The sequence below is a fragment of the Alcaligenes sp. CHO6 genome (genome assembly GCF_037120595.1).
Classification (GTDB): Bacteria; Pseudomonadota; Gammaproteobacteria; order Burkholderiales; family Burkholderiaceae_B; genus Alcaligenes; species Alcaligenes ammonioxydans.
Map to the genome: position 1 here is coordinate 176,361 of NZ_JBANCI010000003.1, position 13,257 is coordinate 189,617.

At 55.1% G+C, this 13,257-nt stretch carries 13 protein-coding genes, 1 tRNA gene and 1 pseudogene; 10 read left to right on the forward strand and 5 right to left on the reverse strand.

Annotated elements, in window-relative coordinates; all coding sequences use genetic code 11:
• Window positions 1-10: 10 nt before the first annotated feature.
• The gene (gene tatB, locus V6936_RS12960) at window positions 11-502 is read left to right on the forward strand and encodes a Sec-independent protein translocase protein TatB (protein WP_336579975.1); all 492 of its coding nucleotides are present in this window, start codon (window positions 11-13) and stop codon (window positions 500-502) included.
• A complete protein-coding gene (gene tatC, locus V6936_RS12965) occupies window positions 499-1,266 on the forward strand; it encodes a twin-arginine translocase subunit TatC (RefSeq protein ID WP_003805399.1) in 768 nt (255 codons plus the stop codon). Before tatB ends, tatC begins: the two co-directional genes overlap by 4 nt.
• 273 nt (window positions 1,267-1,539) lie before the next feature.
• Here the strand turns inward: tatC and V6936_RS12970 are convergent, their stop codons facing one another.
• Window positions 1,540-2,706, reverse strand: coding sequence for a S1C family serine protease (locus tag V6936_RS12970; RefSeq protein WP_301606061.1), 1,167 nt, complete (start codon window positions 2,704-2,706; stop codon window positions 1,540-1,542).
• 25 nt (window positions 2,707-2,731) lie between these two features.
• On the opposite strand from V6936_RS12970, the gene V6936_RS12975 reads away from it, so the two are divergent.
• On the forward strand, window positions 2,732-3,508 hold the full coding sequence (locus V6936_RS12975) for a Nif3-like dinuclear metal center hexameric protein (RefSeq protein WP_059318131.1): 777 nt from the start codon (window positions 2,732-2,734) through the stop codon (window positions 3,506-3,508).
• A gap of 182 nt (window positions 3,509-3,690) precedes the next feature.
• Here V6936_RS12975 and mscL read toward each other — a convergent pair whose 3' ends face one another.
• The gene (gene mscL, locus V6936_RS12980; RefSeq protein ID WP_003805396.1) at window positions 3,691-4,146 is read right to left on the reverse strand and encodes a large conductance mechanosensitive channel protein MscL; all 456 of its coding nucleotides are present in this window, start codon (window positions 4,144-4,146) and stop codon (window positions 3,691-3,693) included.
• Between the two features lie 126 nt (window positions 4,147-4,272).
• On the opposite strand from mscL, the gene petA reads away from it, so the two are divergent.
• The 5 genes from petA to V6936_RS13005 all read left to right on the forward strand — a co-directional run bounded on the left by petA (window position 4,273) and on the right by V6936_RS13005 (window position 8,400).
• Window positions 4,273-4,917: a ubiquinol-cytochrome c reductase iron-sulfur subunit gene (petA, locus tag V6936_RS12985; protein WP_003805394.1), complete on the forward strand. Its 645-nt coding sequence runs from the start codon at window positions 4,273-4,275 to the stop codon at window positions 4,915-4,917.
• A gap of 50 nt (window positions 4,918-4,967) precedes the next feature.
• Window positions 4,968-6,356: a cytochrome b gene (locus V6936_RS12990; protein ID WP_003805393.1), complete on the forward strand. Its 1,389-nt coding sequence runs from the start codon at window positions 4,968-4,970 to the stop codon at window positions 6,354-6,356.
• Window positions 6,357-6,375: 19 nt separating this feature from the next.
• Complete coding sequence (locus V6936_RS12995; protein WP_131071043.1) at window positions 6,376-7,230, forward strand: cytochrome c1; 855 nt, start codon at window positions 6,376-6,378, stop codon at window positions 7,228-7,230.
• 126 nt (window positions 7,231-7,356) lie between these two features.
• A complete protein-coding gene (locus V6936_RS13000; protein ID WP_003805391.1) occupies window positions 7,357-7,965 on the forward strand; it encodes a glutathione S-transferase N-terminal domain-containing protein in 609 nt (202 codons plus the stop codon).
• A gap of 6 nt (window positions 7,966-7,971) precedes the next feature.
• Window positions 7,972-8,400 carry a ClpXP protease specificity-enhancing factor gene (locus V6936_RS13005; protein WP_003805390.1) on the forward strand — a complete coding sequence of 143 codons (429 nt, stop codon included), beginning with the start codon at window positions 7,972-7,974 and terminating at the stop codon, window positions 8,398-8,400.
• Between the two features lie 95 nt (window positions 8,401-8,495).
• On the opposite strand, the gene cysW is transcribed toward V6936_RS13005, so the two are convergent.
• From cysW to cysP, 3 genes and pseudogenes are all read right to left on the reverse strand, one after another.
• Entirely contained in the window at window positions 8,496-9,344 is an 849-nt protein-coding gene (gene cysW / locus V6936_RS13010; RefSeq protein ID WP_003805389.1) for a sulfate ABC transporter permease subunit CysW, read from the reverse strand.
• Window positions 9,341-10,231, reverse strand: a complete 891-nt coding sequence (gene cysT, locus V6936_RS13015; protein WP_336579976.1) for a sulfate ABC transporter permease subunit CysT — start codon at window positions 10,229-10,231, stop codon at window positions 9,341-9,343. The genes cysW and cysT overlap by 4 nt, the downstream gene beginning before the upstream one ends.
• 3 nt (window positions 10,232-10,234) lie before the next feature.
• Window positions 10,235-11,239, reverse strand: a pseudogene (gene cysP, locus V6936_RS13020) (thiosulfate ABC transporter substrate-binding protein CysP).
• A gap of 247 nt (window positions 11,240-11,486) precedes the next feature.
• On the opposite strand from cysP, the gene V6936_RS13025 reads away from it, so the two are divergent.
• Window positions 11,487-11,562 (forward strand) — tRNA-Thr (locus V6936_RS13025).
• Window positions 11,563-12,129: 567 nt separating this feature from the next.
• Window positions 12,130-13,248 (forward strand): LPS O-antigen chain length determinant protein WzzB, encoded by a 1,119-nt coding sequence (locus tag V6936_RS13030; protein WP_003805384.1) that lies wholly within the window; start codon window positions 12,130-12,132, stop codon window positions 13,246-13,248.
• Window positions 13,249-13,257 lie beyond the last annotated feature (9 nt).

A 13,257-nucleotide genomic window follows, 5' to 3' on the forward strand; every position in this document is an offset into this window, starting at 1 on the left:
GTGAGTCTGAATGTTTGATGTCAGCTTTAGCGAGCTGCTCCTGATTGGAGTGGTCGCCCTGATCGTCATCGGTCCCGAACGTCTGCCCAAAGTAGCGCGCACCGTAGGCCATTTGCTTGGCCGCGCGCAGCGCTACGTCAACGAGGTCAAGACCGATATCCAACGCGAAATCAATCTGGATGAGGTCAATAAACTCAAAGACCAGATGGAGGAAGCTGCCCGCTCGGTACGCAGTTCGGTCGAAGACACGGGCAAAAGCATCAGCCAGCCTCTGACCGAAGCACGCGATACCCTGCACAATGCGTCGGAATCGGCACGCAAGGCCTTTTCGGATACGTCCGAAAGCGCCCCTGCCACGCCCGACGCTCCTTTGGCAGAACCGGCCATCAAGCCGCCGGCCCCGGATGCAGCCGCCCAGCCAGCGCCTCATACGCCGGCCAGTGACGACGCTCCCCGTCCTACGGATGCTCCCGCCCAACCCTCTAAAGGACCAACGGCATGAGCACCGAAACGCCTCAAGAAGATACGTTTATCTCCCACCTGGTCGAGCTGCGCACACGTTTGTTGCGCGCAGTCATCGCCGTGGTAGGGATATTTATTGTGTTGTTCACTTATCCGGGCGCCTCAGCCATTTATGATGTGCTGGCCCAGCCCATGATGAGCTCCCTGCCAGAAGGGACCCGCATGATCGCCACCGGGGTCATCACCCCCTTTATGGTGCCGGTCAAGGTCACCTTGATGGCCGCTTTTGTGCTGGCCTTGCCCATCGTGCTGTACCAGGCCTGGGCTTTTATCGCCCCTGGCCTCTATAACCACGAGAAGAAATTGGCTCTGCCCCTGATCATGACCAGCACGCTGCTGTTCATCGCCGGGATGGCCTTTTGCTATTTCGTCGTATTTCGCACGGTCTTTCACTTCATCGCGTCGTTTGCCCCGCAATCGATCACGCCCGCCCCTGACATCGAAGCCTACCTGGGCTTTGTCATGACGATGTTCCTGGCCTTTGGCATTACGTTTGAAGTGCCTATCGCCGTTATCCTGCTGGTAAAAACCGGGGTGGTCACGGTGGCCAAGCTGCGTGAAATCCGTGGCTACGTCATCGTGGGCGCCTTCGTGATTGCCGCCATCGTGACGCCTCCCGATGTGGTCAGTCAACTTCTGTTGGCAGCGCCACTGTGCCTGCTCTACGAATTAGGCATCCTGGCCGCCAGCCTGATCAAGAAACGGGAAACAGAAAGCAGTGAAAGTCGGGAGCTGGACCTGTAAGCCCCTAGGCGTCCCACAGGACAGGACATCCCTGCATCACCCCGACCCAAAAATATGGCTCTCCGTGCGGCCCCGGACAGGGCAAGGCAAGAGAGCCATTTTTTTATAGCCACCTCATACCCACACCGGAGCGTCAGGCCGATGGGCAGCCCGTATGCATCATGGCAAAGCCGCGGCGACCCAGGCCCCACCAGGAAAGCAGCGCCCAGACGCTCTGAGCGACTCCCCTCTGGCCTAAGCGCCCCTCATGCAAGGGAAGCGTAGCCTCCCTCCTTATTTGCGCACTTGCGGCCGCATACCAACCTTGACGGGGACATCCAGTTCCTTGCCCTCGCGCAGCACACTCAAGGTCACGATTTGCCCGGGCTGCACCGGACCGATCTGGTTGAGCAGATCAATCGAATCAGCCACAGGCTGACCATTCAAGCGCAGCACAATATCCCCCACCAACAAATGCGCCTCGGCAGCCGGTCCATGACGCTGCACGCTAGCGATAATTACTCCCGCATCATTTTTCAGCTTGAAGCTCTTGACCAGATCGGGGGTGATGTCCTGCGGCTCCAGCCCCAGCCAACCCCGCGTCACTTCGCCATTACGAATAATCTCGTCCATAATGGCCAGCGCTGTCGATGCGGGAATGGCAAAGCCGATTCCCAGCGACCCACCCGTTTCGGAATAAATGGCGGTATTGATGCCCACCAAGCGGCCTGCCGCATCCACCAGGGCCCCACCGGAATTACCCGGATTGATCGCCGCGTCTGTCTGGATAAAGTTCTCGTAAATATTGATGCCCAGGCGATTGCGGCCCAGTCCAGACACAATACCCATCGTAGTGGTTTGCCCCACTCCAAAGGGATTGCCAATCGCCAGTACAACATCTCCCACCTGCAACTGATCCTGAGACCGGGCGCGAATCACCGCCAGCTTGGGCAGATCGACCTTAAGCACGGCCAGGTCACTTTCCGGGTCCGAACCAATCAGGCGGGCCCTGGCCTGACGGCCATCGGACAAAGCCACCTCTATCGCATCCGCCGCCTCGATCACGTGGTAATTGGTCAGGATATAGCCCTGTTCGTGTACGATCACGCCCGAACCCAGGTTGATGGTGGAACGTCGTCCCATCAGATCAGGCAGTTCACGGAACAGACGCTGCAAATCAGGGTCTTCCAACAAGGGAGAATTGCCTTCCAAATGCTTGCTGGTGTACACATTAACGACAGCAGGCGCGGCACGGGTTACCGCCAAGGCATACGACACGCGGCCCTCCTGAGCAACAGGCGCCTGAACGACGGGGGCCGGCGCAGGCAGCACCGCCCTGCTCGTATCACGGGCCGGTGTCTGTGGGGCTCCCAGCCATTGAGGTCGCAGCGTCACCACAATAAAAAAGCCCGCCAGACAGATCGTTACCGCTTGAGCAAACACTAGCCACAATCGACGCATAGCACTCTTTCAGATAAGGAATTCCATGACTCAGGTTTCAACGGCCGAGCTGACCGACTGGCTCAACAGCACCTTGGATATCGCCCGCTTCAAGGACTACTGTCCCAATGGACTCCAGGTCGAAGGCAAGCCCTATATTGGCAAACTCGTCACGGGGGTGACAGCCTCGCTGGCGCTGATTGACGCCGCTATTGCCCGCCAGGCGGACGCTATTCTGGTGCACCACGGCTGGTTCTGGAAAAACGAAAATCCGTGCATTGTGGGCACTCGAAAAACTCGTATCGAACGCGTCCTGTCGCATCAGCTTAACCTCTTGGGCTACCACTTGCCCCTGGACGCCCATCCCCAGTTCGGCAACAACGCTCAATTAGCCCGGCAATTGGGTATTGAGGTCCTGCGTGACGCAAACGGCCTGCCCCAAACCTGTGGTCCAGATGGACTGGTCTGGCTGGGCGAATTGCCAACCCCCGTTTCATTGGAAACATTCGGCCTGACAGTTTGCAATAATTTACAACGCAAACCTCTGATTGTTGGTGATTTACAACGGAAAATACGCCGCGTGGCCTGGTGTACTGGGGGTGCGCAAGGTTTTATTGAAAGCGCCGTGGCAGCACAAGCCGATCTTTACATCAGCGGCGAGGCGTCGGAACAAACCTTCCATAGTGCTCAGGAAAACGATATTGCCTTCATGGCCGCAGGGCATCATGCGACCGAACGGTATGGTGCTAAAGCCCTGGGAGAGGAAATTGCCCGTCAGTTTGGCATCGCCGTAGAGTTCATCGACCTGGACAACCCGATCTGACCGGAGCAAAAACCGGTACATATGACTTTGAACAAGCTTTAAAGACTCGCATGGCTAGACAAGCCCAGCCCATGAAAGGCTAAAATCAGGCAACCGGCGCGGGCGAACTTGACCCCGCCGGTCGGTTTACATAAACAAAAAGGTGCCGAAAGGCACCTTAAAGCTTTGATAAGTTTGGGCTTTTATTTTTTCAGCGAATCCCTGATCTCGCGCAGCAACAGCACGTCTTCAGGGGTTGGCTCGGGTACGGCCTCAGCAGCCTCAGCCTTGGCCACCGTGGCACGCATGCGGTTAACCATCTTGACCATGCAAAACACCACGAAGGCCAGCAAGATGAAGTTGATGAAAATGGTCAGGAAGTTACCCCAGGACAAAACAACGGCCCCCGCCGCATTCAAAGCTTCCAGGGTTTGAGGACCGGTATAGCCCTCTGGTGTACGCAAGACCGTGAACTGGTTGGTAAAATCCACCTCGCCGCCAAGGATGAAACTGATGACGGGCATGACGATGTCTTTTACCAGCGAGTCGATAATCTTGCCGAAGGCAGCGCCGATAATGACACCGACCGCCAGGTCCATCATGTTGCCCTTAACGGCGAACTCCCGGAATTCGTTAAGAAAACCTCGAGCCTTGTTCATATGTTCACCTTTGATCAAGTTATGCTGCGCTGGGTAAAGCGTATAATGTGCGGTTGAATAATATACCCAGGCCCAAATCCGTAAATTGTGGTATTGCCCGAGTCGGGCAGGAATAAGGATACTAGAATGAGTCAGAATACGACACAGCCCGATGCCAGAGGCGCGGTTGATCTCAACCTTCCGCCCGATCCTTCGCGCCGCACCTGGGTCGCCACCGCCTGTGCATTAGGTGGTGTCGCTGGTGTGGCGACAGCTGTTCCCTTTGTCAGCTCCTTTGCTCCTTCCGAGAAAGCAAAAGCGGCCGGCGCTCCCGTAGAGGTCGATATTTCCAGCATCGCCCCCGGTGAGATGCGCACCGTGGAATGGCGCGGGAAACCGGTCTGGATTCTGCACCGTACCCAAGAGCAGCTGGACGCCTTGCCCAAGCTGGACAGCCAGCTGGCCGACCCTGACTCGGATCGCCCCGGTTACACCCCCGCGTACGCCAAGAACGAATACCGTTCGCGTCGCCCCGAAATCTTTATCTGTATCGGTATTTGCACCCACCTGGGCTGCTCCCCTACTCCGCATCTGGCCGCCGGCGCTGGCCCGGGTCTGCCTGGTGGTTGGGAAGGTGGTTTTCTGTGCCCCTGCCACGGTTCCACGTTTGACCTGGCCGGCCGCGTCTACAGCAACAAGCCCGCTCCAGACAATCTGGAGATCCCGCCTTATGAGTTCTCGGCCGACGGCATGATGGTCACCATCGGCGTGGACGAAAACAACAAGGCCTAAGGCGGCTGCAACCCAATACGTACTATTTAAAAAGATAAAGGAGCCGTTTCATGGCTGGCGAGAAAACCGTCGAAACGACAGGACTCTTGGGATGGATTGACAGGCGCTTCCCCCTGACATCCATGTACAAAGAGCACATGTCAGAATACTACGCGCCGAAGAACTTCAACTTCTGGTACTTCTTTGGCTCTCTGGCACTGCTGGTGCTGGTTATTCAGATCGTGACCGGTATTTTCCTGGTCATGAACTACAAGCCCGATGCCAAGCTGGCGTTTGAATCGGTCGAATACATCATGCGTGAAGTGCCGGGCGGCTGGATCATCCGCTACATGCACTCCACCGGCGCTTCCATGTTCTTCGTGGTGGTGTACCTGCACATGCTGCGCGGCCTGTTCTACGGCTCGTACCGCAAACCACGTGAGCTGGTCTGGATTTTTGGCGTCGCCATTTTCCTCTGTCTGATGGCTGAAGCCTTCATGGGCTACCTGCTGCCCTGGGGCCAGATGTCCTACTGGGGTGCCCAGGTGATTGTTAACCTGTTCTCGGCCATTCCATTCATTGGTCCTGACCTGGCTATTTTCATCCGTGGCGACTACGTGGTCTCCGACGCCACCCTGAACCGCTTCTTTGCTCTGCACGTGATTGCTGTGCCTCTGGTCCTGCTGGGTCTGGTGGTCGCTCACCTGATCGCCCTGCACGAAGTCGGCTCCAACAACCCCGACGGCGTGGAAATCAAGAAAGGCCCCAAAGACGCTCAAGGTCGTCCTTTGGATGGCATTCCCTTCCACCCCTACTACACCGTCCATGACATTCTGGGCGTGGCAGGCTTTCTGATCGTGTTCGCTGCGATCGTGTTCTTTGCCCCTGAAATGGGCGGCTACTTCCTGGAGTTCAACAACTTCAGCCCCGCCGACGCACTGAAGACGCCTCCGCACATTGCACCGGTCTGGTATTTCACGCCTTTCTACTCCATGCTGCGCGCAACGACCGCCGACTTTACCTGGGTTCTGGCCGGTGCTTCCGTGCTGGGCGCTCTGGTGCTGTTCGTCAAGGGCAAGCTGCCCGGTATCTGGCGCCTGGCCGTACCGGCCATCCTGATTGCTGTTGCCGTTTTGCTGCGTGTCATTGACGCCAAGTTCTGGGGCGTGGTGGCCATGGGCGGTACGGTCGTGATCCTGTTCTTCCTGCCTTGGCTGGATAAATCGCCTGTGAAGTCGATTCGCTACCGTCCTACCTGGCATAAAGTGCTGTACGCGATTTTCATCATCAACTTCCTGATCTTGGGTTACCTGGGCACGCAGGCCCCGAACGACCTGTTCAACCTGCTGAGCCAGATCGGTACGGTGATCTACCTCGCTTTCTTCCTGCTGATGCCAGTATGGAGCCGCATGGGTACGTTCAAACCCGAACCTGATCGCGTGACTTTCCGCCCTCACTAGGCCCCCAACACGAAACGGAATGACCATGATTAAAAAACTGCTTGGCGCTCTGGCCTTGTCCCTTACCTGCACGGTGGCTGGTGCCGCCGGAGGTGGCTATGCCCTGGAGCGCGCGCCCGACCGCATGAATGACATGGCGGCCTTGCAAAATGGCGCAAAACTGTTTGTGAACTACTGTCTGAACTGTCATAGCGCCAACTCCATGCGCTACAACAAGCTGACAGAGATCGGCCTGACTGAAGAGGACATCAAAAAGAACCTGCTGTTCTCCTCGGACAAGGTGGGTGATCTGATGAAGATCGCCATGACCCCTGAAATGGGCAAGAAATGGTTTGGCGCAGCCCCACCAGACCTGTCCGTGATTGCCCGTGCCAAGTCCACCAACCTGGGCCCCAGCGGCGCAGACTACATCTACACCTACTTGCGCACGTTCTACCGTGACGTCTCGCGCCCAACAGGCTGGGACAACCTGGTTTTCCCAAGCGTGGGGATGCCTCACGCGCTGTGGGAGCGCCAGGGTGGGGTAACCATGAACCGCACTACCGTGGCTCAGGAAGCCAAGGATGACGGCAGCAAGGAATGGGTCAAGACCACCGCCACCTACGATCCTGCCGGCTTCTCCAACGTCAAGAAAGAAGTGTTGGCCGACTACACGGGCCACGCGACTGACACCGTCAAGCTTGAGCCCGTTAACGCCAAGGCCGCTGCCAAATACGACAGCGATGTGGCTGACCTGGCCAACTTTATGGACTGGATGGCCGAACCTGTGCAACTGGAGCGCAAAAAGATCGGCGTGGGCGTGATGCTGTTCCTGCTCTTGTTCTTTGCCGTTGCATGGCGACTGAACAGCGTTTTCTGGAAAGACATCAAGTAAAACGCTATGCTAGACGGGCAGGCTTGACTAGTCTGCCCGGCTCTTTATTGTTAAAACCCCTTGCAGGGTTTTGAATCCTGAGCCGTGAGGCTCTTGTTTTTATTTCTACGACTGGAATCTCCTACCATGATGGTGCTCTACTCTGGAACAACTTGCCCATTCTCACAGCGCTGCCGTTTCGTGTTGTTTGAAAAAGGCATGGATTTCGAGATCCGCGACATCGACTTGTACAACAAGCCTGAAGATATCGCCGTCATGAACCCCTACGGACAGGTGCCAATCCTGGTAGAACGTGACCTGATCTTGTACGAATCGAACATCATCAATGAATACATTGATGAGCGCTTCCCCCATCCACAGCTGATGCCCGCAGATCCCACCATGCGTGCCCGCACACGCTTGTTCCTGTACAACTTTGAAAAGGAACTGTTTGTGCATGTGGCGGCTCTGGAGGATCGTCGCAATGCCGATGCCAAGGCCCAGGAACAGGCCCGTCAGCAAATCCGCAATCACCTGTCCCAACTGGCGCCCATCTTGCTCAAGAACAAGTACATGCTGGGTGAAGAGTTCTCCATGCTGGACGTGGCGATCGCTCCTTTGCTCTGGCGTCTGGACCACTACGGCATTGAACTGCCCAAGAGCGCTGCTCCGGTGCAAAAGTATGCCGAACGCGTGTTCTCGCGTCCGGCCTACATTGAAGCACTGACTCCCTCCGAAAAAGTCATGCGTCGCTAATCGATTATGCAAGAAACCTCGACCAAGCCTTACCTGTTGCGCGCGCTGCACGAATGGTGTTCAGACCACGGGTACACTCCTCATATCGTGGTGACGGTGGATGCTAATACCGTCGTCCCGCGAGGCCATATTCAGGATGGTCAAATCACCCTGAATATTGGCCATCTGGCCACCAACGGCCTGATTCTGGGCAACGAGTACATTGAATTTCAGGCACGCTTTGGCGGCGTGACGGAAGACATATTCGTGCCTGTAGCCGCCGTCTCAGCCATTTACGCACGTGAAACCGGTGCCGGCATGGGTTTTGAAGTCATGGAGTCCGAGCCCTACCCACAAGGCGACGCACCAACTGCTGTCGCTCCTGAAACGACAACAGAAGCACCCACTGCCAAAAAAGACGCTGACAAGGTTTCGCACCTCAAGATCGTCAAGTAAGGCGAGGTCGACGCAGAAAAACATAGAGCCCCGCATGGGGCTCTATATTTTTGGCACTACGTCCGGTTAGACGCTACGACCGCCACGCTCGCCCCTTAGCCTTGCTGCACCGCCTCAGCCTGATTACGACGGCGTCCAGCGGCCACACGCCACTCCAGAAGGCTCTTGAGCATCACTGACACAATAGCGAATACCGCCAGCAGTGCAGCCGCGGTAAAGGCCGCAGCCGCCTTGTTATCATTGTTGAGCTGATCGACCAGCAAGGAAAGGGTCAAGGTCTGGTTCATGATGGTGCCCGACACAACAGATACCGCACCAAATTCGCCAATAGCTCGCGCATTGGTCAGCACGACGCCGTACAGCAGCGCCCATTTGATATCCGGCAAGGTGACGTGCCAGAAGATTTGCCAACCATTGGCCCCCAGACTTAAGGCGGCCGCCTGTGCATCCGAACCTTGAGCCTGCATGACAGGGATCAGAATACGGGCGACATACGGGGTCGTCACGAAGATGGTCACCATCAAGATCCCGGGCCAGGCAAACATCAACTGAATATCCCGTGCGCTTAACCACTGCCCCAGCGACGACTCTACCCCATAGACCACGAGGTAACACAAACCTGCTACCACCGGGGAAACCGCATAAGGCAGGTCCACCAGGGTACTTAACAAGCGACGGCCACGAAACTGGTAGTGCGTCAGACACCAGGCCAGCAAGATGCCAAACACCATGTTCAGCGGTACCGTCAGCACCGCCACGAACAAGGTCAGCCCGATGGCGTGGAGCATATAGTCCTCTTGCAGATTGCTCCACAAAGCGGGCAAGCCATCACCCAGCGCTTTGGAGAAAATCAGCACCAAGGGAACAACAAGCAGGCCGAGCACCAGCCCGATGCCCACCGTCAGGATCAAGCGGTCTGCCAGGCTCTTAGGTGGTTTTCTCATGACGCCCTCCGCTGCCAGCCTAACAGGCGATTCTGCACCAGCTGCAGGCTAAACAGCAGCAGCAGGGAAGCGATCAAGATCACCGAGGCAATCGCCGCTGCCGCCGGGTAATTGAACTCTTGCAAGCGCACAAAAATCATCAAAGATGAAACTTCGGTTTTGAAAGGAATATTACCCGCAATCATAATGACGGCGCCAAACTCTCCCAGGCTACGGATAAAAGCTTGCGAGGCTCCCGTCACCAAGGCAGGAATCAAAGGCGGAAACACGACTTTGCTAAAGGTCTGCCACCCGCTCGCACCCAGTGTATGGGCGACTTCCTCGTACTCCGCACCCAGTTCCTCAATGACAGGCTGCACAATGCGCACCACAAAGGGCAAACTGGTAAAAGTCATGGCCAGAACAATACCGGGGTATTGATAAGCGACCTTCCAGCCCTCCGGCAGGAACTGGCCAAACCAGCCGCCCGGCACAAACAGGGTTGCCAGGGTCAAGCCAGCCACAGACGTCGGCAGCGCAAAGGGCAAATCCACCAAGGCGTCGATCAGCCGACGCCCTGGAAACTCAAAGCGCGTAATGATCCAGGCGATGATAAAGCCCACCACACTGGCGATCACGGTGGAATAAAAGGCGGCACTGACCGTGACCTGGTAACTGCTGACAACGCGCTTGTCAGTGATTGCGCGCCAATAATCGGCCAGGCTCATGTCGCTGACGTACATGAACAGGGCCGACAAAGGCAAAAGCACGATAATGGACAGGTACAGGACGCTAAAGCCAAAGCTCAGCCCAAAACCCGGCATAACGGGGCGCTGCAAAAAAAAGAGGGGCTTTAGCGCAGTCTTCACCCCGGAAGCCTGCGCTTCGCCCACAAGAGTACGGCTCATGAATTATTTCGCCAGCAACTGATCCAATACCCCGTTAGCGGCAAAGTGACGGCTTTGAATCTCAGTCCAGGGGCCCAGAACGTCGGTGGGATTGATCAGCTTGACGGGCGCATATTTGGATTCGAATTCCTTGGCAACCGCCGGGTCCGTCACCCGATAGTTAAAGCCGGCCAGCAAGCGCTGAATTTCGGGGGTGTACTGAAACTTCAGGTACTCGGTCGCTTCCTTGCGCGTGCCTTTCTGATCCACTACTCGATCAACCACCGCCACGGGAAACTCGGCCAGAACACTGACAGGAGGCACCACCACTTCCAGCTCGCTGCCCTTGAACTCTTCGCTGCCAGCAATGTTGAGCACTTCGGACTCAAAAGTCAGCAGCACATCGCCCTAGCCGTTCTGGGCGAAAGCCACAGTCGCACCCCGACCGCCAGTGGGAAAACTCTCTACATTGCCCAACACCTTGGCCACGAACTGCTTGATCTTGGCCTCATCGCCACCGAACGCCTCGTTGGCATACAGCCAGGAAGCCAGATAGGTATAGCGTGCATTGCCCGAGGTCTTGGGGTTAGGGAATACCAGTTTCACATCATCGCGCACCAGATCATCCCAAGACTGAATGTTCTTGGGATTGCCCTTGCGCACCAAAAAGGCGATGGTGCTGTAGTAAGGGGAGCTGTTGTTGGGGAACTGCTGGGCCCAATCCTTGGCTACTGCGCCGCGCTCGGCCAAAAACTCGATGTCAGTGACTTGATTGAACGTAACCGTGTCCACTTTCTTACCCTGGATAATATCCTGGGCCTGACGGGAAGTACCGGCAAAGGACTGGTCAATCTTGATGTCTTGGCCTGTAGTCGCTTTCCAGTGCTCGACAAACTTGGGGTTGATCGCCGCAAAGGTTTCGCGCGCCACGTCAAACGAGGCGTTCAACAACGTAACCTGGGCACTGGCTGTACCTCCCAACAACGAGGCCAACAACAAGGCAGAGCCAACAACAGACTTCAATTTCATGGTGTTCCCCACAGTTCCCTGACGCAACCTTCCAGGCGCGGCATTCATGTTCAATCGCGTGCTATCTATATAAGCACAGCTTGGATAGATCAAATTATGAGTAGGGAAAAAGGCATTTAAAACGACATTTTCATCATGCCCTTATAACCAGAACCTATCTATGCACCCCGTTTTCACACTTCGGCTCCTAGCAATCTGTGCCTGGTGATTGCTTCTTTGGAAAAAATACGGCTATAATCATCAATTCGCCGGCTTAGCTCAGTTGGTAGAGCAGCGCACTTGTAATGCGAAGGTCGAGGGTTCAACTCCTTTAGCCGGCACCACGAATATCAGCGGTTTACCGCATAAAAAGGGTCACCAGAAATGGTGGCCCTTTTTTTATGCAACTTTTTTGCACGGTGAGTTATTATTCAATCACGCAAAAATAGCGTCCTTATTGATTAATTCACAGATCTCAAAATAACCTCTGGGAATCTTAGTGAAAGTTTCTTACGTCCTCATCCCAGCAATGCTTTTCTCGATTCAGTACACAGAGCTCATCTTGCTGCTCTTAAGCCCTACTTGTTCTGCTGTCTCGACATTCAAACCGCTACGTTTTAAACCTTTACTATCAGCCACTTAAGAATCCCCATCAAAACTCACAAGCAAAAAAATGCCAGGCTTGACCCACACCCAGCCCCGCTATTTTTGCTTAGGAAAAGGGGACCGGCTATTTCAGGCAGCATGCAGCACGCTCTATAGGAATAACATTCTTTTCATCTGTTTGTACCCCTAATAAAACCTACTGCTATTGATAGCAAGTTCATCCATAGGTCCTCATTAGGTTCGCCTTTATATAAATTTAAAGCAGTGAATGCTTCTAATGTTAAACAGTCCAGGATTGCTTTCTAATGTCAGAACTCCACGCACGCAGCACTCAACATAACGGCCAGCTAGATCTGGTACAGCTTCTTCGAAGGTTTTGGGAAAAGCGCGCCCTATTTCTGCGTTTCTTCTTCGCCGGTGTCGTACTAGCCACCATTTATGCCCTTGTTGCCAAAGAACAATGGACATCCGTGGCGTACGTCAGCGCACCACGCGTAGAACAAATCAGCGCTTACCTGGACCAACGTCGCGCCATGGCGCGAGTGACAGGCAACCAGACCATTGACACGCACGCACTGAGCTCCTTGCTATTTAGTGCATTTGTCACACAAGCTGCCATTTCCAGAAACCAATGGGCCTACCTGAGTGAGACCGATTACTACAAACAACAGCTGACAGGCGACCAGAGAGCCGACCGACTCTTACTGCTGGAACTGGTAGATCAGCTCAAGATCAAGGCCCCTGAGCATGATGTCATTGCGCCCTATTACAGGTTCTCCTTTAGTGCGACCAGCGCAGAGCAGGCCCAGGAAGTGCTGAACGGCTATCTGGACTGGGTAAACGCACTGGCATTTGAACAAGTCGATAAAGAATTCAACGACCAGCTCAATGCCCAGATACTGTCTCGACAAACGGATCTTCACAACATTGAATTCAAGCTGATGACGGACCGCCAGCACAGCATTGAAAATCTGGAGGCCGCCCTGCATACAGCCAAACTTGCCGGCATCAAGGACTATATCGTTGCCAGACAGACGGAAGGGGCCACGGTCATTGAGCTTAGCGATAGCAAACGTCTATTCATGCTCGGTGAAAAGTACCTGAGTGCGGAGCTGGAGACCTGGGCCAGATCACCTATTATTTACCCGCCTAATTACTTTGAGATCAAGCGTGAGCTCGAGCAACTAGAACCGCTGCGACACTATAAAATCAACAGCCTTTTATATTTCACTCAACGTGCTCCCACCCTTCCGTTAAAGCGTGACAAGCCTATGCGTGCGTTAATTGTCGTTCTGGGGGGCTTATCAGGGGGCATGCTCGGTATTCTCTGGCTGCTTGGGCAGGAGATCTTCCGCAAACAAGACCTGACTGTGGTGACCAACTTTCGCCAGGAAAACAAACTTCTCGAGGTGAATCGGCAGTGATTCCTGTAT

What these genes read in the sequence shown, in the direction of transcription:
- cysT (WP_336579976.1), bottom strand. Translation starts at nt 10,231, where the DNA reads ATGAGCCGTACTCTTGTGGGCGAAGCGCAGGCTTCCGGGGTGAAGACT.
- V6936_RS12995 (WP_131071043.1), top strand. Translation starts at nt 6,376, where the DNA reads ATGACCATGATTAAAAAACTGCTTGGCGCTCTGGCCTTGTCCCTTACC.
- tatB (WP_336579975.1), top strand. Translation starts at nt 11, where the DNA reads ATGTTTGATGTCAGCTTTAGCGAGCTGCTCCTGATTGGAGTGGTCGCC.
- cysW (WP_003805389.1), bottom strand. Translation starts at nt 9,344, where the DNA reads ATGAGAAAACCACCTAAGAGCCTGGCAGACCGCTTGATCCTGACGGTG.
- V6936_RS13030 (WP_003805384.1), top strand. Translation starts at nt 12,130, where the DNA reads ATGTCAGAACTCCACGCACGCAGCACTCAACATAACGGCCAGCTAGAT.
- V6936_RS12990 (WP_003805393.1), top strand. Translation starts at nt 4,968, where the DNA reads ATGGCTGGCGAGAAAACCGTCGAAACGACAGGACTCTTGGGATGGATT.
- V6936_RS12970 (WP_301606061.1), bottom strand. Translation starts at nt 2,706, where the DNA reads ATGCGTCGATTGTGGCTAGTGTTTGCTCAAGCGGTAACGATCTGTCTG.
- V6936_RS13000 (WP_003805391.1), top strand. Translation starts at nt 7,357, where the DNA reads ATGATGGTGCTCTACTCTGGAACAACTTGCCCATTCTCACAGCGCTGC.
- V6936_RS13005 (WP_003805390.1), top strand. Translation starts at nt 7,972, where the DNA reads ATGCAAGAAACCTCGACCAAGCCTTACCTGTTGCGCGCGCTGCACGAA.
- petA (WP_003805394.1), top strand. Translation starts at nt 4,273, where the DNA reads ATGAGTCAGAATACGACACAGCCCGATGCCAGAGGCGCGGTTGATCTC.
- V6936_RS12975 (WP_059318131.1), top strand. Translation starts at nt 2,732, where the DNA reads ATGACTCAGGTTTCAACGGCCGAGCTGACCGACTGGCTCAACAGCACC.
- mscL (WP_003805396.1), bottom strand. Translation starts at nt 4,146, where the DNA reads ATGAACAAGGCTCGAGGTTTTCTTAACGAATTCCGGGAGTTCGCCGTT.
- tatC (WP_003805399.1), top strand. Translation starts at nt 499, where the DNA reads ATGAGCACCGAAACGCCTCAAGAAGATACGTTTATCTCCCACCTGGTC.